This is a genomic window from Aeromonas sp. INTO2 (genome assembly GCF_049860605.1).
Lineage (GTDB): Bacteria > Pseudomonadota > Gammaproteobacteria > Enterobacterales > Aeromonadaceae > Aeromonas > Aeromonas caviae.
This window is the reverse complement of sequence record NZ_CP187588.1, coordinates 3,929,390-3,946,518: the sequence shown is the minus strand read 5'-3', so window position 1 is coordinate 3,946,518 and position 17,129 is coordinate 3,929,390. Positions and strand designations below refer to the sequence as shown.

Here is a 17,129-nt window from a genome sequence, read left to right as displayed (position 1 = left end):
TCCGGGATGGGCTGAATTCTGTACCCGCCCGCCCGGGGCCGTGGTTGTAATAAAACTCCAAAATTTGATACTAATCACCCTCGCGCCTGAAAAGCGGGGGCCTGACCGTGACAGGAGGTCGAGGTGAAGCCTGCTGATTTTCATAACAAAGGGCCCGTGACCTGCACTTTGATCATGCCTTGTCCCCTCAGACATGAGAGACTTGGCGATGATTGTTTATTAACCATCAGGGAATAGTCATGCAGATTGGAATACCGAGAGAGAGTCTCGCCGGTGAGACCCGGGTCGCAGCGACCCCGGCCACTGTCGAGCAGCTGAAAAAGCTCGGCTTCGAGGTTGCCATCGAGGCCGGTGCCGGCCTACGAGCCAGCTTCGATGATGCCGCCTTCGAGGCTGCCGGTGCCAGCGTGGTACCGAACGTCTGGCAAGCCGACCTTGTCTTCAAGGTCAACGCGCCGACCGAGGCCGAAATCGCACAAATTAAGGATGGTGCCACCCTGGTGAGCTTCATCTGGCCCGCCCAGAACCCCGAGCTGGTCAAGAAGCTTTCCGAGCGCAACATCAATGTGATGGCGATGGACATGGTGCCGCGGATCTCCCGTGCCCAGTCCCTCGACGCCCTCTCTTCCATGGCCAACATCGGTGGCTATCGCGCCGTCGTGGAAGCCGCGCACCAGTTCGGTCGCTTCTTCACCGGCCAGATCACCGCCGCCGGTAAAGTTCCGCCCGCCAAGGTGCTGGTCATCGGTGCCGGTGTGGCCGGTCTGGCCGCCATCGGGACCGCCGGTTCCCTCGGTGCCATCGTGCGTGCCTTCGATACCCGTCTGGAAGTGGCCGAGCAGATCGAGTCCATGGGTGGGGAATTCCTCAAGCTGGACTTCGGCGGCGAAGATGGCGCTTCCAGCGACGGTTACGCCAAGGTGATGAGCGAAGAGTTCATCAAGGCCGAGATGGAGCTGTTCGCCCAGCAGGCCAAGGAAGTGGACATCATCATCACTACCGCCCTGATCCCGGGCAAGCCGGCACCCAAGCTCATCACCAAGGAAATGGTGGACAGCATGAAGCCGGGCTCCGTCATCGTGGACATGGCGGCCCAGGCCGGCGGCAACTGCGAATACACGGTACCGGGTGAACTGCATGTCACCGACAACGGCGTCAAGGTGATCGGTTACACCGATCTGCCGGGCCGCCTGCCTGCCCAATCCTCCCAGCTCTACGGCACCAACCTGGTGAACCTGATGAAGCTGATGTGCAAGGAGAAGGACGGCAACGTCGCCATCGACTTCGAAGACGTGGTACAGCGCAACATGACGGTGGTCCAGGCCGGTGAAGTGACCTTCCCGCCCCCCGCCATCTCCGTCTCTGCCGCCCCGCAGAAACCCGCTGCCGCCAAACCGGCCGCCAAGAAGGAAGAGGCCAAGCCCTCCAACAAGAAGTTCGTGTTCGGTGCCCTCGGCATCGCCGCCTTCGGTTGGGTGGCCGCCGTGGCGCCTGCCGCCTTCCTCTCCCACTTCACCGTCTTCATCCTGGCCTGCGTGGTCGGTTACTACGTGGTGTGGAACGTCTCTCACGCCCTGCACACGCCGCTGATGTCGGTCACCAATGCCATCTCCGGCATCATCGTGGTCGGTGCGCTGTTGCAGATTGGACAAGGGTCGACCCTGGTCACCGTGCTGGCCTTTGTCGCCGTGCTGATTGCCAGTATCAACATCTTCGGTGGCTTCACCGTCACTCAGCGCATGCTGAAGATGTTCCGTAAGGATTAAGGGGGTTTAACGTGTCTCAAGGACTGGTAACAGCATCCTATATCGTTGCCGCCGTGCTCTTCATCCTCAGTCTCGCGGGACTGTCGAAGCAAGAAACGGCCAAGCATGGCAACCTGTTCGGTATCGCGGGGATGGCCATCGCCCTGCTCGCCACCGTCTTCAACCCGGAAACCAGTGGCGTCCACTGGATCATCCTGGCCATGGCCATCGGTGGCGCCATCGGCGTGCGTCTGGCCCTCAAGGTCGAGATGACCGAGATGCCCGAACTGGTGGCCGTGCTGCACAGCTTCGTGGGCATGGCAGCGGTGCTGGTGGGCTTCAACAGCTTCATCGATCTGCACCCCTCCGCCCCCGCTGAAGTGGTGGTCTCTGTCGGCTCCAACCTGGATGCGACCCTGGCAGCCGCCCGGGCGGCGTTCGAGCAGGCGGCAAGCGTCGCCCAGGTCGAGCACCTCTCCGGCGCCATGCTGAACATCCATCTGGTGGAAGTGTTCCTGGGCGTCTTCATCGGTGCCGTGACCTTCACCGGTTCCGTGGTGGCGTTCGGCAAGCTGCGTGGCCTCATCTCTTCCAAGCCGCTGATGCTGCCGCACCGCCACAAGCTGAACCTGCTGGCCGTGGTGGTCTCCATCGCGCTGATGATCCACTTCGTCAACGCCGGTGGCTCCACCTTCGCCCTGCTGGTGATGACCCTGATCGCCTTCGCCTTCGGCTGGCACCTGGTCGCCTCCATCGGTGGTGCGGACATGCCGGTGGTGGTCTCCATGCTGAACTCCTACTCCGGTTGGGCGGCGGCGGCGGCGGGCTTCATGCTCTCCAATGACCTGCTGATCGTCACCGGTGCCCTGGTGGGTTCCTCCGGTGCCATCCTCTCCTACATCATGTGCAAGGCGATGAACCGCTCCTTCATCTCCGTGATCGCCGGTGGCTTTGGCTCCGACGGCGTGGCCTCCACCGCCGAGCAGGAGCTGGGCGAATACCGCGAGACCAACGCCGAAGACGTGGCCGACATGCTGAAGAACGCCAGCTCCGTCATCATCACCCCGGGCTACGGCATGGCGGTGGCGCAGGCCCAGTACCCGGTGGCCGAGATCACCCAGAAGCTGCGTGATCGCGGCGTCAAGGTGCGCTTCGGCATCCACCCGGTGGCCGGTCGTCTGCCTGGTCACATGAACGTGCTGCTGGCGGAAGCGAAAGTCCCCTATGACATCGTGCTGGAAATGGACGAGATCAACGATGACTTCGCCGACACCGACGTGGTGCTGGTGATCGGTGCCAACGACACCGTCAACCCGGCCGCCATGGAAGATCCGGGCAGCCCCATCGCCGGCATGCCGGTGCTGGAAGTGTGGAAGGCGCAGAACGTCATCGGCTTCAAGCGCTCCATGAACACTGGCTACGCCGGTGTCCAGAACCCGCTGTTCTTCAAGGAGAACACCCAGATGCTGTTTGGCGATGCCAAGGCCAGCGTCGAGGCCATCCTGAAGGCGCTGTAAGCGTTGACCGGATGAGACAAAAAGGGGGCTTCTGCCCCCTTTTTTTATGACCAGGGTGGATGACCGTGGCAGGGAACAGACAGACGGTGGTGCCTGCCTGTCCGGACTGACTGACGAGCCCTGGCTCAATTAAAGTTGAGCAAAAGCACCAAAAAACCACCTTGAAGGCCTCTCATGGGGCCTTTTTGTCATTTTCGTCGTGATTTTGCTCACATTTTGTGGTGTTGTCTCACCAGTCGGGCATAATGCCCGCGCAAAAAGCGGATTTGCTCAATTTTATTTGAGTCCGCTTCGAATATCCTTACCCAACGTTGACCGGATGACCCCATGACCGAGGTAGCCCCCTTGCGCGACGCCAGCACACTGACCGATGAAGAGCGCCATCTGATTGCCAGCTTCGAGCCTGCGGTGGCGGCGCTGTCCGCCCTGTTTGGCCCGGGCTGCGAGGTGGTGCTGCACGCCTTTGACAGTCTGCACGCCTCCGTCATCAAGATTGCCAACGGCCACATCACCGGCCGCCAGGAGGGAGCGCCGGTCACCGACTTCGCGCTCGACAAGTTGCACAGTGCCGCCGGCAGCCAGTGGAGCAGCTATTTCTCCCGCACCCGGGAGGGCTCCCTGCTGAAATCCTCGTCCATCACCATCAGCAACCGCGAGGGCAAACCCATCGGCATGCTGTGCGTGAATTTCAGCCTGGACACGCCCCTTGGCAGCCTGCTCGACACCTTTGCCCCGCCCGCAGTGCCCCCTGCCCACGGCACCGAGACCTTCGCCAGCTCGGTGGATGATCTGGTGGCGCAGGTGATCGCCAAGGTGGACAGGGATCCCGGGCTGGGCAGCAGCGTGCGCAACAAGGCGATCGTGCACCGGCTTTACGACATGGGCATCTTCGAGATCAAGGATGCCGCCCAGCTGGTGGCCGAGCTGCTCGGCATCTCCCGCCATACCGTTTACCTGCATATCCGCAATCACAAGGCGGAACTGGCCGAACAACAATGACGAGCCCGCACGCGGGCGTCATGAACATGAGACACATCGCAATGAACGCACAATGGACCGACTTTATTACCCTGCTCAAGCGTGAAGTGGTGCCGGCCCTCGGCTGCACCGAGCCCATGTCGGTCGCCTTGGCGGCGGCCAACTGCCGCAAGCTGCTGGGGCAGGTACCGACTCGCACCCGCGTCTGGGTCAGCGGCAATCTGTTCAAGAACGGCATGGGGGTCGGGGTGCCGGGTACCGGCATGATCGGCCTGCCGGTGGCCGCCGCCGTCGGCATCACCGGTGGCAACCCGGATGCCGGGCTGGAGGTGCTCAAGAGCCTCACGCCGGATCAGGTCGAGGCGGCCAAGGGGCTGCTGCCCACCATAGAGGTGGATGTGAAGGATGTGCCCGACGTGCTCTACGCCGAGGTGCTGGCCGAAGTGGAGGGGCACAGCGCCCGGGTGGTGATCTGTACCGACCATACCCGCATCGTGCTGATGGAGAAGGATGGCGAGGTGCTGATGGTGCAGGACAGCGCCCCCGGGGTGCAGATCCAGCCAGCCAAGGCCGGCAAGCCCGCCATGACCCTGAAGGAGATCGTGGCCTTCGCCCTGGAGGTGCCGCTGGCCGAGATCGACTTCATCCGCGAGGCGGCCACCATGAACCAGGCGCTGGCGGACGAAGGGCTGCAGGGCTATGGCCTGCGCATCGGCAAGATCCTCACCGACCAGGTGGAACGCAAGCTGCTTTCCGACGATCTGATGACCCTGGCCATGCGCCTGTCGTCTGCCGCCTCCGATGCGCGGATGGATGGCGCCATGCTGCCCGCCATGTCCAACTCCGGTTCCGGCAACCAGGGCATTGCCGCCACCATGCCGGTGGTCGCCGCCGCCCGCTTCCTCAAGGCCGATGACGAGCAGCTGGCCCGTGCCCTGGTGATGAGCCACCTGGTGGCCATCTATATCAAGGCCTACCAGAACAAGCTCTCCGCCCTGTGTGCAGCCAGTACCGCCGCCATGGGATCGGGGGCCGCCATCACCTGGCTGCTGGGGGGCCAGTTCGAGCAGATCAGCCACTGCATCAACAACATGATTGGGGATGTTTCCGGCATCATCTGCGACGGCGCCGGCAGCGCCTGCTCCATGAAGGTCTCCACCTCCACCTCGGCGGCGGTGAAATCCTCGCTGATGGCCATCAACAACCTGCGCGTGCCCCAGAGCGAGGGGATCGTCTCGGACGATGTGGACCAGACCATCGCCAACCTGGGTCGCCTCTCCAGGGAGGGGATGCTGGATACCGACATCGAGATCATCAACATCATGCGGGCCAAGCAGCAGGGTAAGCACCAGTGACCCCGGAGTGCCGCCGTCGGCCATAAAAAAACCGGAGCCAGTGGCTCCGGTTTTTCATTGTCCGTTCGCTACTCAGCCGCGACCGAGACGGTTGTCTGGGTAGTTCTTGGCCAGCACTTCTCGGGCATGCTGGGCCAGGGTCGGCATCTTCAGCGTGTCATAGGCGTTGACCATGATTTCCAGCGCCTTCTCGGTCTCCACCGTGTCGGGATAGGTCTCGACGATCAGCTTGGCGCGGTTGGCGGCGGCGATCAGGGCGTCACGCTTGACGTAGTACTCGGCTACCCCCAGGTCATAGCGGGCAAGACGGTTCTTCAGGCCGATCATGCGGGCACGGGCATCGGCTGCATAGCTGCTGTTGGGGTAATTCTGCAGCAGGGTCTTGAAGTCCTGGAAGGCCTGACGGGCGTAGGAGGGGTCCTTGTCATCCCGATTGATGCCGAGGAAATCCTGGAAGAAGTTGTAATCCGCCGCCATGTTGGTCAGGCCGCGCATGTAGAAGACGTAATCGATGTTCTTGTGCGCCGGGTTCAGGCGGATAAAACGGTCGATGTTGGCGATCGCCTGGGCGGTATCATCCTGCTTGTAGTAGGCATAGATGAGATCGAGCTGAACCTGGTTGGAGTAGGCGCCGAACGGGTAACGAGAGTCCAGCGCTTCCAGCAGTTCGATGGCATTGAGGTAGTTGCCGGTATCCAGTTTGATGCGGGCTTTCTGGTACAGAACTTCCGGCGGTTCGTCGGGAACCTTGGGTTTGGTGCTGGAACAGCCAGTGATCAGGGTAGCGACCAAGGCGAGCGACATCAGCAGGTGAGACTTCTTTCCCATCAACAACATCCGGTCCATTTCCACGAAATTGGCAAAGTATCCGTTATGCTTGGCTAAAAGAAAAGCTAGAATACCCGGATTATTTCGAATTGATACCCCCGCTCAAGAGACCATACATGAGCCAGCATATTGAACTGACAGGCGAATTTCAGGATCACCAATTCGGGCAACGACTCGACCAGGCCCTGGCCGAATTGTTTCCCGACTACTCCCGGACCCGCATCAAGGAGTGGATTTTACAGGACAGAGTGACCCTGGACGGTCAGGTTGCCAATACCCCGCGCGAGAAAGTGGTGGCCGGGCAGCAGGTACATGTGAATGTGGAACTGGCAGACGACACCCGCTGGGATGCCCAGAACATCGAGCTGAACATCGTCTATGAAGATGAACACATCCTGGTGATCGACAAGCCGGCCGGCCTGGTGGTTCACCCGGGCGCCGGTACGCCGGACGGCACCGTGCTCAACGCCCTGCTGCACCGCTACCCCGGCATCGCCGAGGTCCCCCGCGCCGGTATCGTGCACCGTCTGGACAAAGACACCACGGGGTTGATGGTGGTGGCCAAGACCATTCCCGCCCAGACCCACCTGGTGGAAGCCCTGCAGGCACGCCAGATCACCCGTGAGTACGAGGCGATTGCCATCGGTCACATGACCGCCGGCGGCACCGTCGATGCCCCCATCGGTCGTCACCCGACCCAGCGTACCCACATGGCCGTGGTGCCCAACGGGCGCGAGTCCGTCACCCACTACCGGGTGCACGAGAAGTTCCGTGGGCACACCCGTCTGCGGTTGCGGCTGGAGACCGGTCGTACGCACCAGATCCGTGTCCACATGGCCCACATCAAGCATCCGCTGGTGGGGGATCCCGCCTACGGCGGTCGTCTGCGTCTGCTGCGCAACGCCACCCCCGAACTGACGGAGGCCCTGCGCGGTTTCCACCGTCAGGCGCTGCACGCCACCATGCTGAAGCTGGCGCACCCCATCACGGGTGAAGTGATGGAGTGGCACTCCCCCACGCCGCAGGACATGGTGGCGCTGATGGAAGTGCTGCGGGCGGATACCCTGGCCAATCCGGACGATCTGGTCTGGAACTGATCCCGGGGGTGGCCTTGCGACGATTCCTGCCGTAACCTGCCCTCCATGATCTGATGCGGGGCCCCTTGACTGGTTGCAGCCAAGGGGCCCCGTTTTCATATGAACGAAAGGAGCCACAGATGAACTGGATCGCACCCGACTGGCCCGCACCGGGCAATGTCAGGGCTCTCTCGACCACCCGGGACGGCGGCATCAGCGAAGGGGTCTTTGCTGGTCTTAACCTCGGGGCCCATGTGGGCGATGCACTGGCCAGGGTCGAGGCCAACCGCGCCCGACTGCAGCAGGTGGCGGGGATCCCCGGCACTCTCAACTGGCTCAACCAGGTACATGGCATCGCCGTCCATCCGGTGAGCGACCGTTATGAGCGCGCACCGGATGCCGATGCCGCCTGTGCGCATGAGACGGGGCAGGCCTGCATCGTGATGACTGCCGACTGCCTGCCGGTGCTGTTCTGCGATCGGGCAGGCACCGTAGTGGCGGCGGCCCATGCCGGTTGGCGCGGACTGCAGGGGGGCGTATTGGAGGCAAGCATCGCCGCCATGGGCTGCGAGCCTGGCGAGATCCTGGCCTGGCTGGGCCCGGCCATCGGTCCCGCCGCGTTCGAAGTGGGTGGCGAAGTGCGTGAGGCCTTCATGGCGGAGCAGGCCGAGGCGGCGGCTGCGTTCGCCCCTTCGTCCATCGAGGGGAAATGGCTGGCGGATATCTACCAGCTGGCCCGACTGCGCCTCGCCCGCGCCGGTGTCACCGCCATCTATGGCGGCGAATACTGCACTTTCAGCGACAGCGAGCGCTTCTACTCCTATCGCCGCGACGGGCAGACGGGTCGCATGGCCTCCCTTGTGTGGCTGGAAAAATAGCCGAAGAGGCGCTCGCGAGTGGCCGCATGCGCCTCTTCACTCCTTGGTGATGGCCCTTTGGCGACTATGTCTTGCTGCCGAGCAGGCTCAGGGTGCAGGCTGCCATTGCGAGGTCGTTTTCCCTCGGTCACCGCTATTGAGGAAAAAATAAACAGTCACCCCTTGAAATTGCCCTTCAAGACCACATCTTCCTTGTCAGAAAGCGATGTTGTTGCCGCGCATGCGGCGTCTGTCTTGAAGGGGGAGTGCAATGCGCCTCGATCGCCTGACCAGCAAATTCCAGATTGCCATTTCCGATGCCCAGTCTCTTGCACTGGGTCGTGACCACCAATTCATCGAACCCGTCCATCTGATGAGCGCCTTGCTCAATCAGGACGGCGGATCCATTCGTCCGCTGCTCACCTTGACCGGGCTCGACATCAATACCCTGCGCTCGCGCCTCGGCGAGGAGCTGGATCGCCTGCCCCGCGTCAGCGGGGTGGAAGGGGACGTACAGCTCTCCAACGGCCTCGGCCGCCTGCTCAACGTCTGCGACAAGCTGGCCCAGCAGCGCAAGGATCAGTTCATCTCGTCCGAGCTGTTCGTGCTGGCGGCCCTGGACGAGAAGGGGACGCTGGGCGAGCTGCTGCGTGCCCAGGGGCTGACCAAGGAAAGACTCGAGGCAGCCATCGACAAGGTCCGTGGCGGCAAGAAGGTGGAGGATGCCAACGCCGAGGAGAATCGCCAGGCGCTGGAGAAGTACACCATCGATCTCACCGAGCGGGCAGAACTCGGCAAGCTCGACCCGGTGATCGGCCGGGATGACGAAATTCGCCGCACCATCCAGGTGCTGCAACGCCGCACCAAGAACAACCCGGTGCTGATCGGTGCCCCCGGCGTCGGCAAGACCGCCATCGTCGAGGGGCTGGCCCAGCGCATCATCAATGGCGAAGTGCCGGAAGGGCTCAAGAACAAGCGGGTGCTGTCGCTCGACATGGGGGCCCTGGTGGCCGGTGCCAAGTATCGCGGCGAGTTCGAGGAGCGGCTCAAGGCGGTCCTGAACGATCTCGCCAAGGAGGAGGGCAGCGTCATCCTCTTCGTGGACGAGCTGCACACCATGGTCGGCGCCGGCAAGGGCGAGGGTGCCATGGATGCGGGCAACATGCTCAAGCCCGCCCTGGCCCGCGGCGAGCTGCACTGCGTCGGGGCCACCACCCTCGATGAGTACAGGCAGTACGTGGAGAAGGATGCCGCGCTGGAGCGCCGTTTCCAGAAGGTGCTGGTGGAGGAGCCCTCGGTGGAGGACACCATCGCCATCCTGCGTGGCCTGAAGGAGCGCTACGAGCTGCACCACCATGTGCAGATCACCGACCCCGCCATCGTCGCGGCGGCCCAGCTCTCCCACCGCTACATCGCGGATCGCCAGCTGCCTGACAAGGCCATCGACCTCATCGACGAGGCGGCGGCCAGCATCCGGCTCCAGATCGACTCCAAGCCGGAATCCCTGGACCGGCTCGAGCGGCGCATCATCCAGCTCAAGCTGGAGCAGCAGGCGCTGATGAAGGAGGACGATGACGCCAGCCGCAAGCGCCTCGATCTGCTCAATCAGGAGCTGACGGAAAAAGAGCGGGAATACAACGAGCTGGAAGAGGTGTGGAAGGCCGAGAAGGCTGCCCTCGCCGGGACCCAGCACATCAAGGCTGCACTGGAGCAGGCCCGTCAGGATCTCGATGTGGCGCGCCGCGCAGGGGACTTGGGCCGCATGTCCGAGTTGCAGTACGGCCGCATCCCGGAGCTGGAGAAACAGCTGGATCTCGCCACCCAGGCTGAGATGCAGGAGACCAGCCTGCTGCGCAACCGGGTCACCGACGTGGAGATCGCCGACGTCCTGGCCCGCTGGACCGGCATTCCGGTGGCCCGCATGCTGGAAGGGGAACGGGAGAAGCTGCTGCGGATGGAAGATCAGCTGCACAGCCGGGTGATCGGCCAGGAAGAGGCGGTGGACGCCGTCTCCAACGCCATTCGCCGCTCTCGTGCCGGGCTGTCCGACCCGAACCGCCCCATCGGCTCCTTCCTCTTCCTCGGCCCCACCGGGGTGGGCAAGACCGAGCTGTGCAAGGCGCTGGCGGAGTTCCTGTTCGATACCCAGGATGCCATGGTGCGGATCGACATGTCCGAGTTCATGGAGAAACACAGCGTGGCCCGTCTGGTGGGGGCGCCTCCGGGATACGTGGGTTACGAGGAAGGGGGGTATCTCACCGAGGCAGTGCGCCGTCGCCCCTATTCGGTGATCCTGCTGGACGAGGTGGAGAAGGCGCATCCCGATGTCTTCAACATCCTGTTGCAGGTGCTGGACGATGGCCGCCTGACCGACGGTCAGGGGCGTACCGTGGACTTCCGCAACACCGTGGTGATCATGACCTCCAACCTCGGGTCTGATCTCATCCAGGAGCACCACTCCGAGAAGGATTACGACGAGATGAAGGTCATGCTGATGGAGGTGCTGAGCCGCAGCTTCCGGCCGGAGTTCATCAACCGGATCGACGAGACCGTGGTGTTCCACCCGCTCGGTGAGGAGCACATCAAGTCCATTGCCCGCATCCAGCTCAAGAGCCTGATGAGCCGTCTGGAGTCCCAGGGCTTCGAGGTGGAGGTGAGCGAGGAGCTGCTGACCAAGCTGGTTCATGCCGGGTTCGATCCCGTCTACGGGGCGCGCCCCCTCAAGCGGGCGATCCAGCAGAAGGTGGAGAACCCGCTGGCCCAGGCCCTGCTCAGCGGTCGGGTCATCCCTGGCAAGACACTGCGGCTGGGGGCCGACAGCAACGGCCTCACCATGACCCAGTAATGGGATTGTCGATGAAAAGCGCAGGCCTCGTGCCTGCGTTTTGTTTTCAGGGTGATTGAGATGCTGACGTTTTCCGTTTTGGTGGATGATGATGTTCATCTACCCGGCTGCCTGCCTGAAAAGGGACTGTCGTTGCTGTTGGAGTGCGATGGACTCAAGGTGCTGTTCGACAGTGGTCGGGGCCGGGCGCTGCGGCACAATGCCGAGGTGATGGGGGTAGATCTTGGCTCTCTCACCCATGTGGTGCTGTCCCACGGTCATTACGACCATGTGGGAGGCATCGGCTCCCTGCCCGTCTATTCCGATCCTATTCCATTGATCGCTTGTCCGGATGTGTTCAATGAGCGGGGCTACTTCCTGCCGTTGCTGCCCCGACGCTACAACCTCTACCGCCTCTCGGGCGACCTGGATCCGCGACAACTGGCGACGAGAGGGCTGCTCCCTCACTGTTCAGCTGAGCCGGTCTGGCTGTCCGAGCGGCTGGTGTTCCTGGGAACCATACTGCGACGGGAGCAGGCCAAATCCTCCTTGCTTGGTTACATGGTGCGGGGCGGGCGGGTGGAGAAAGACCTCATCAGCGACGACTCGGCGCTGGCCTACAAGAGCGAGCAGGGGCTCATCGTCTTTATCGGCTGCGGTCACGCCGGGGTCGAGAACATCATCGAGTGTGCCAAGGAGGTGTGTGGCGACGAGCGGATCCACGCCGTCATCGGCGGCCTGCACCTGAAGTTTTCCGGCACAGAGCGGGCGGTGGCGCTCGGAGCCTATCTGCAGGAAGAGGCGGTGGAGCGGTTGTTTGCCTGCCACTGCACCGGCAGCAGAAAGGCGGGGCTGCCGCGCCAGCACCAGATCGGGGCGGGTTTTGAGCACAGTTTTTCGGCGTAAAAAAAGCGGCAATCCGAAGATTGCCGGGAGGAATGTATTCGATGCGATCTGACGTGGGTTGAGCGGATCGCAGGGGCAAGCCCCAGGGTCGGCAGGCACAGTCAGCGACCATGCCCGCCTTACAGTCAGTCGGGATACGCTCTCCACCCCGGCTGACCAGCTTCGCTATCGCGTCTGTCCCGCGCCGTGTTGCCGCGATAGGAGGACAGAGGCAATCAAATCAATTCGTTACAGCATGTCCGCAATGGCGGCCTTCATCTCGGCCGGCCAGACGCCGACCTGGACCTGACCGATGTGCTCTTTTTGCAGCAGCAGCATGGCCAGACGGGATTGGCCGATGCCGCCGCCGATGGTTTGCGGCATCCGTGCTGCCAGCAGATCCTGATGCCAGTCGTACTGCAGGCGATCTTCGTCCCCGGTGATGGCGAGCTGGCGGCGCAGCGCCTCTGCGTCCACCCGGATCCCCATGGAGGAGATCTCGAAGCTGTCTTCCAGCACCGGGTTCCACACCAGGATGTCACCGTTCAGACCCGCCAGCCCGAGCTCGCTCTCGCTGCTCCAGTCGTCGTAGTCCGGGGCTCGCACGTCGTGGCGTTCGCCGTGGGAGAGGGCGCCACCGATACCGATGAGGAAGACCGCTCCCAGCTCTTTGGCGATGGCGCGCTCGCGTCCCTTGGCATCGAGGTCCGGGTAGCGGGTCAGCAGCTCTTCACTGTGCAGGAACTGGATATCCGCCGGCAGGAAGGGGGTCAGGTCGTGCTCGGCACAGACCGCGCGCTCGGTGGCCTTGATGGCGGCCCAGATGCTGCGCACCGTCTCCTGCAGATAGGCCAGATCCCGGCGCTCGCCCGGCATCACCTTCTCCCAGTCCCACTGGTCGACGTAGACGGAGTGAATGGGGCTGAGACGATCCTCGTCCGGACGCAGTGCCTTCATGTGGGTGTAGATGCCTTCACCCGGGCCGAAACCGAAGCGACCCAGGGTCTGGCGCTTCCACTTGGCCAGGGAGTGGACCACTTCATAGCTGTGCTCCGGCAGGGTTTTCACCTTGACCTGCACTGCATGCTCGCAGCCGGAGAGGTTGTCCTGGGTGCCGTCACCGACCCGGCTCAGAATGGGGGCTTGTACCTCCATCAGGCCGAGTTGCAGTGCGAGTTGGCGGGAGAACATCTCTTTGACGAAGCTGATCTGCTGTTGGCTGCGGATATAGTGCTGTTTCATGCTGAATTACCTGTCGTGAATCCGTTGAATGCGGTGATTCTTCAACAGAATGCCAACTAAATTCAATATTCGATAATTGAAATAGGCTTTGTGTGTTTTTTTCTTCAAAATAAGCCATCAATTAATGATGAATCATTAAAAGGAGCGCAAAAAAGTGTCAGAAAATTATCGGATCGATAATCTCGATCAGGCCATCCTCTCCGCCCTGATGGAGAATGCGCGCCTGCCTTACGCCGAGCTGGCCAAACAACTGCTGGTGAGCCCGGGCACCATCCACGTGCGGGTAGAGAAGATGAAGCAGGCGGGCATCATCGAGGGAACGCGGGTGCAGGTGAACCCCAAGAAGCTGGGCTACGACGTCTGCTGCTTCATCGGGATCAACCTCAAGAGCGCCAAGGATTACCCGTCGGCCCTGGCCAAACTGCAGGCGCTGGACGAGGTGGTGGAGGCCTACTACACCACGGGCCACTACAGCATCTTCATGAAGGTGATGACCCGTTCCATCGACGAGTTGCAGACGGTACTGATCCACAAGATCCAGACCATCGACGAGATCCAGTCCACCGAGACGCTGATTTCGCTGCAAAACCCGATCCTGCGGGATGTGAAGCCCTGAGTCGGGTGGTCTGAGGGGGGCGTAGAGATCCCTCTCCCGTGCGAGACCCTGTTCGCGCAGCAGAATGCGACCCTGTGGGAGATGACACCCTGAACGGTGGATCAGGGTTCGATATAGGGGATGCCGTATTTGTCGTAGAGGGCTTTGAGCCGGCCGTCCCGCTTCATGTGCAGCAGTTCGGCATCATAGGCGGCCATCAGGGCCGGGGTGTCGGCATCGGCCCGGGAACGGGTCCAGGCATTGAAGTAGGGGCTGGTCTTGAGGGGTTTTGGCAGGTAGTCGAGCTTGCCTTCCAGTCCCTCCTCTCTTATCTGGGTGAAGGCGGTGACCAGGGACATGGGCACCACGTCGATACGACCGGCAATGAGTTTTCGCAGTTGCAGCTGGTTGATGGGGATCTCCTGGAAGTGATAGCTCGGGTCTGTCATGGCTGCCGCGAGCTCGGGGGTATAGGAGAAATCCCGGGTGACACCGATACGCCAGGGTTTGAGATCCGTCAGATGGTCATAGTGGATCAGGCCTGCGGACTCCTTGCGTATGAAGAAGTGCCAGCTATGGAGCATATGGGCCTGTTTGGGGTAGAGCAGATAGGCCTCCCGCTCCGGTTTGTAGGAGTGGGCCAGCAGCAGATCATAGAAGCCGCTTTCGGCATTGCGGGTGAGCCTGGCTCCCGAATCGATGAGCTCAATCCTGATGGGGGTATGGAGCGTGCCGAAGATGGCGGTGACGAGATCCACATCCAGCCCGCGAGGGTGTCCTTGTGCATCCAGCCACTTGAGAGGGGGCTCCTGGATGCCACCAATGACCAACTCCCTAGCTGACAGCCAGCAGGGCAGCAGAAAGCAGAATACGAGCAAGCGTCGCACGTTACATCTCCTGAGCACTCGGGACGGGGTCGCATCCGGCAGGGACTGTGACCGGCACCTATCTAACTAGAGACGACCACGGATGGCAAACCCTGAAATGGGGAGGGGACAAACGAACGGTGCCGGTGGGAGGAGGGCGGCGCTGCCTCGACAGGCCGCCCCGTGGCAGAGTCGGGCGGGATGGACCAGCCACTCGCCGGCTGTGGGCGGGAGGGTAGTCGGCATGAAACGTGTGCGAGGTGGCCTGACTCAGGTTGCCTGACACTGTTTCATCTGGGTGTTGAGGGCCTGCATCACCTGACGACGGCTGATGATGTCCGTCACCTTGCCTCCCTCCATTACCGGATAGACCTTGGGTCTGGCCCCGGCCATCTGGCGGGCGAGATCAACGATGTTGTCATCAGGAGAGACGAACAGCGGGGTCCGGCTCATCAGATCTTCGACCAGAGTACGGGTGTCGCAGTGATAGCTGCCCGTGAGCAGGGCGGGAATGCAATCCTGCTCGGAGAGAAATCCGACGAGGTGCTGATGGTCATCCAGTACCGGCAGGCCCCCCAGGTTTGCCCGATGGAGTCTGTCCAGCGCCTCGGCCAGACCGAGGCCGGGGTGCAGTGAGTGGGTCAATGGCTGCATATGATCGCGAATTTGTAGCATGATGGTGGCTCCATGGGGGTCGATGGGACCACTATGCCCGGTGGCCATGACAGGGGGCCAATGGGTTTTGCCTAGGACATCGATAGGTCATGGCCGATGAATGGGCCCTCCGTGCGATCCTGAATGGATCGGGGAGGGCGACAACCACAAGGAGAGGGTATGCGTGCATTGGTAACGGGCTGTGGCCGTCGCCTGGGATTCTATCTGTGCGAACAGCTGGTGGCCGCTGGCTGGCAGGTGACGGGCAGCTATCGCAGCGAACGGCCCGAGCTGGATCGTCTGCGAGACGTGGGCGTCGAGCTGGTACAGGCGGACTTCACCCGGGAAGAGGAGGTGGGCGCCGTGGTGACGGCGCTGGCGGCCCATGAGGATCTTGCCCTGATCATCCACAATGCCTCCGCCTTCGAGCCCCAGGCGGCGGATCCTGCGGTGCAGCTGGCCCAGTTTGATCAGTTCTACCGGGTACACATGGCGGCTCCCTTCCAGCTCAACCGGGCGCTGGCGCCCGCCCTTGCCCGCCAGCCCAACGGGGGCATCATCCACATCACCGATATCTACATCCATGCCCCGGCGCCCCAGTTTGCCGCCTACGTGGCCACCAAGGCGGGAGCCCATTCCCTGGCCATGAGCTTTGCCCGCGAACTGGCACCCGCCGTGCGGGTCAACACCATAGAGCCTGGCCCCATCCTGTTTCTCGACGAGCACGGGGATGACTGGCGCCAGCAGGTGCTGGCGAAGACGCCGCTGGCGCGGGAAGGGGGTCTGGAGCCCATCTGGCAGGCGGTACAGATGCTGATGAAGAACGACTACATGACCGGGGCCAGCATCCGGGTGGACGGGGGGCGCGCCCTCGCCGTCATCTAGGGCAAGGCGGGCCGCCATGACATGAGGCGCCTTTGGGCGCCTCATGTGTGTGAACGGCTCAAGGGTGCCGGATGGCGGCGTGCCGGGAAGGGGGGCCGGGGTGGCCGTTGCCGGGAAGCAGGGCCTCGTCTTGCTGGCAGAGATGGATGGGGGCCTGACCGATGCGCTGCTTCGCAAACACCTTGCTGCCCGGCAGGCCGAGGGTCACCTTGCCGGAGTCCACACTGCCGCCCTGATACATCTCCGCCAGCAGATCCCCCAGGTAGGCATCCACCCCGGCCTCGGCGAAGTCATCCCGTTCGCCGCAGGCCAGTATGTCGATGTCCAGTGGCCTGTCCGCCACCTTGCACAGGGGGTTGTTGCGATCCCGGCCATGAGCCAGCTCCATGGTGACAAACTCGGCCTTGAGCTGGACGGGGGAGAGGTCGCTCTGGACGACGAACAGGCAGTTGAGGAAGTCGTGGCGCGAATGCATGCACACGGGCTTGGTCTGGATGACGGAACTCAGGTGAAGGCGACCAAAGCGGGCCAGCAATTCGGCGACGGCCTGACTGACGTGCAGGGCGGGGTCGAGATTGGATCCAATGCTACAGAGGTAAAACATGCTTTCCATTCCTTGGGTTGGGCTCGTCTGAAATATATACGCAGCTCACGGTTATGGGATTCACTATGAATTAACATGTCGTTATCTGTTGTGATCCAACGCTGATTGGCAGAAAGGAGGTTTGCATGAGCGTAGAAATGAAATGGGCACTGTTGGCCGCGTCAGGGGCCCTTGCTATGATCATTGTCATCTGTGTGGCGTCCGTCGGCCTGGCGTGA

General features: G+C 62.3%; 16 protein-coding genes. 11 read left to right on the top strand and 5 right to left on the bottom strand.

The window, feature by feature from the left end; all coding sequences use genetic code 11:
- Nucleotides 1-239: 239 nt before the first annotated feature.
- The 4 genes from ACPW74_RS18680 (at nt 240) to ACPW74_RS18665 (ending at nt 5,595) form a co-directional block, all read left to right on the top strand.
- Nucleotides 240-1,766: a Re/Si-specific NAD(P)(+) transhydrogenase subunit alpha gene (locus tag ACPW74_RS18680; RefSeq protein ID WP_010675996.1), complete on the top strand. Its 1,527-nt coding sequence runs from the start codon at nt 240-242 to the stop codon at nt 1,764-1,766.
- Between the two features lie 11 nt (nt 1,767-1,777).
- Nucleotides 1,778-3,262, top strand: coding sequence for a Re/Si-specific NAD(P)(+) transhydrogenase subunit beta (pntB, locus tag ACPW74_RS18675; RefSeq protein WP_010675995.1), 1,485 nt, complete (start codon nt 1,778-1,780; stop codon nt 3,260-3,262).
- Nucleotides 3,263-3,589: 327 nt separating this feature from the next.
- Nucleotides 3,590-4,261, top strand: a complete 672-nt coding sequence (locus tag ACPW74_RS18670; RefSeq protein WP_041211936.1) for a helix-turn-helix transcriptional regulator — start codon at nt 3,590-3,592, stop codon at nt 4,259-4,261.
- A 26-nt stretch (nt 4,262-4,287) separates the two neighbouring features.
- Nucleotides 4,288-5,595 (top strand): serine dehydratase subunit alpha family protein, encoded by a 1,308-nt coding sequence (locus tag ACPW74_RS18665; protein WP_049636093.1) that lies wholly within the window; start codon nt 4,288-4,290, stop codon nt 5,593-5,595.
- 72 nt (nt 5,596-5,667) lie between these two features.
- Here the strand turns inward: ACPW74_RS18665 and ACPW74_RS18660 are convergent, their stop codons facing one another.
- The gene (locus tag ACPW74_RS18660; protein WP_039039695.1) at nt 5,668-6,423 is read right to left on the bottom strand and encodes an outer membrane protein assembly factor BamD; all 756 of its coding nucleotides are present in this window, start codon (nt 6,421-6,423) and stop codon (nt 5,668-5,670) included.
- A gap of 116 nt (nt 6,424-6,539) precedes the next feature.
- Here ACPW74_RS18660 and rluD point away from each other — a divergent pair, with 116 nt between their 5' ends.
- The 4 genes from rluD to ACPW74_RS18640 all read left to right on the top strand — a co-directional run bounded on the left by rluD (nt 6,540) and on the right by ACPW74_RS18640 (nt 12,086).
- Complete coding sequence (rluD, locus tag ACPW74_RS18655; protein ID WP_010675991.1) at nt 6,540-7,520, top strand: 23S rRNA pseudouridine(1911/1915/1917) synthase RluD; 981 nt, start codon at nt 6,540-6,542, stop codon at nt 7,518-7,520.
- A 119-nt stretch (nt 7,521-7,639) separates the two neighbouring features.
- Nucleotides 7,640-8,377 carry a peptidoglycan editing factor PgeF gene (gene pgeF, locus ACPW74_RS18650; RefSeq protein ID WP_104452130.1) on the top strand — a complete coding sequence of 246 codons (738 nt, stop codon included), beginning with the start codon at nt 7,640-7,642 and terminating at the stop codon, nt 8,375-8,377.
- Between the two features lie 250 nt (nt 8,378-8,627).
- On the top strand, nt 8,628-11,201 hold the full coding sequence (gene clpB, locus ACPW74_RS18645) for an ATP-dependent chaperone ClpB (protein WP_279982093.1): 2,574 nt from the start codon (nt 8,628-8,630) through the stop codon (nt 11,199-11,201).
- A 60-nt stretch (nt 11,202-11,261) separates the two neighbouring features.
- Nucleotides 11,262-12,086: an MBL fold metallo-hydrolase gene (locus ACPW74_RS18640; protein ID WP_279982092.1), complete on the top strand. Its 825-nt coding sequence runs from the start codon at nt 11,262-11,264 to the stop codon at nt 12,084-12,086.
- Nucleotides 12,087-12,314: 228 nt separating this feature from the next.
- Here the strand turns inward: ACPW74_RS18640 and asnA are convergent, their stop codons facing one another.
- On the bottom strand, nt 12,315-13,307 hold the full coding sequence (gene asnA / locus ACPW74_RS18635; RefSeq protein WP_279982091.1) for an aspartate--ammonia ligase: 993 nt from the start codon (nt 13,305-13,307) through the stop codon (nt 12,315-12,317).
- A 154-nt stretch (nt 13,308-13,461) separates the two neighbouring features.
- Here asnA and asnC point away from each other — a divergent pair, with 154 nt between their 5' ends.
- On the top strand, nt 13,462-13,923 hold the full coding sequence (gene asnC / locus ACPW74_RS18630; protein ID WP_041214272.1) for a transcriptional regulator AsnC: 462 nt from the start codon (nt 13,462-13,464) through the stop codon (nt 13,921-13,923).
- A 101-nt stretch (nt 13,924-14,024) separates the two neighbouring features.
- On the opposite strand, the gene ACPW74_RS18625 is transcribed toward asnC, so the two are convergent.
- Together ACPW74_RS18625 and ACPW74_RS18620 are read right to left on the bottom strand one after the other, a co-directional pair.
- A complete protein-coding gene (locus tag ACPW74_RS18625) occupies nt 14,025-14,780 on the bottom strand; it encodes a substrate-binding periplasmic protein (protein ID WP_234922631.1) in 756 nt (251 codons plus the stop codon).
- A 258-nt stretch (nt 14,781-15,038) separates the two neighbouring features.
- Nucleotides 15,039-15,443, bottom strand: coding sequence for a CBS domain-containing protein (locus tag ACPW74_RS18620; RefSeq protein WP_425858426.1), 405 nt, complete (start codon nt 15,441-15,443; stop codon nt 15,039-15,041).
- Nucleotides 15,444-15,602: 159 nt separating this feature from the next.
- Between ACPW74_RS18620 and ACPW74_RS18615 the strand changes: the two genes are divergently transcribed.
- Nucleotides 15,603-16,307, top strand: coding sequence for an SDR family oxidoreductase (locus ACPW74_RS18615; protein ID WP_039039618.1), 705 nt, complete (start codon nt 15,603-15,605; stop codon nt 16,305-16,307).
- Nucleotides 16,308-16,365: 58 nt separating this feature from the next.
- Here the strand turns inward: ACPW74_RS18615 and ACPW74_RS18610 are convergent, their stop codons facing one another.
- Nucleotides 16,366-16,911: a 2-amino-4-hydroxy-6-hydroxymethyldihydropteridine diphosphokinase gene (locus ACPW74_RS18610; RefSeq protein WP_104452135.1), complete on the bottom strand. Its 546-nt coding sequence runs from the start codon at nt 16,909-16,911 to the stop codon at nt 16,366-16,368.
- A gap of 125 nt (nt 16,912-17,036) precedes the next feature.
- Between ACPW74_RS18610 and ACPW74_RS18605 the strand changes: the two genes are divergently transcribed.
- Nucleotides 17,037-17,129, top strand: a complete 93-nt coding sequence (locus ACPW74_RS18605; RefSeq protein ID WP_010675981.1) for a YnhF family membrane protein — start codon at nt 17,037-17,039, stop codon at nt 17,127-17,129.

Excerpts from the sequence above, each read along its gene's own strand:
- ACPW74_RS18640 (WP_279982092.1), top strand. The coding sequence starts at position 11,262 with ATGCTGACGTTTTCCGTTTTGGTGGATGATGATGTTCATCTACCCGGC.
- ACPW74_RS18665 (WP_049636093.1), top strand. The coding sequence starts at position 4,288 with ATGAGACACATCGCAATGAACGCACAATGGACCGACTTTATTACCCTG.
- ACPW74_RS18660 (WP_039039695.1), bottom strand. The coding sequence starts at position 6,423 with ATGGGAAAGAAGTCTCACCTGCTGATGTCGCTCGCCTTGGTCGCTACC.
- asnA (WP_279982091.1), bottom strand. The coding sequence starts at position 13,307 with ATGAAACAGCACTATATCCGCAGCCAACAGCAGATCAGCTTCGTCAAA.
- ACPW74_RS18605 (WP_010675981.1), top strand. The coding sequence starts at position 17,037 with ATGAGCGTAGAAATGAAATGGGCACTGTTGGCCGCGTCAGGGGCCCTT.
- ACPW74_RS18610 (WP_104452135.1), bottom strand. The coding sequence starts at position 16,911 with ATGTTTTACCTCTGTAGCATTGGATCCAATCTCGACCCCGCCCTGCAC.
- ACPW74_RS18620 (WP_425858426.1), bottom strand. The coding sequence starts at position 15,443 with ATGCTACAAATTCGCGATCATATGCAGCCATTGACCCACTCACTGCAC.
- rluD (WP_010675991.1), top strand. The coding sequence starts at position 6,540 with ATGAGCCAGCATATTGAACTGACAGGCGAATTTCAGGATCACCAATTC.
- pgeF (WP_104452130.1), top strand. The coding sequence starts at position 7,640 with ATGAACTGGATCGCACCCGACTGGCCCGCACCGGGCAATGTCAGGGCT.
- ACPW74_RS18670 (WP_041211936.1), top strand. The coding sequence starts at position 3,590 with ATGACCGAGGTAGCCCCCTTGCGCGACGCCAGCACACTGACCGATGAA.
- ACPW74_RS18615 (WP_039039618.1), top strand. The coding sequence starts at position 15,603 with ATGCGTGCATTGGTAACGGGCTGTGGCCGTCGCCTGGGATTCTATCTG.
- ACPW74_RS18680 (WP_010675996.1), top strand. The coding sequence starts at position 240 with ATGCAGATTGGAATACCGAGAGAGAGTCTCGCCGGTGAGACCCGGGTC.
- clpB (WP_279982093.1), top strand. The coding sequence starts at position 8,628 with ATGCGCCTCGATCGCCTGACCAGCAAATTCCAGATTGCCATTTCCGAT.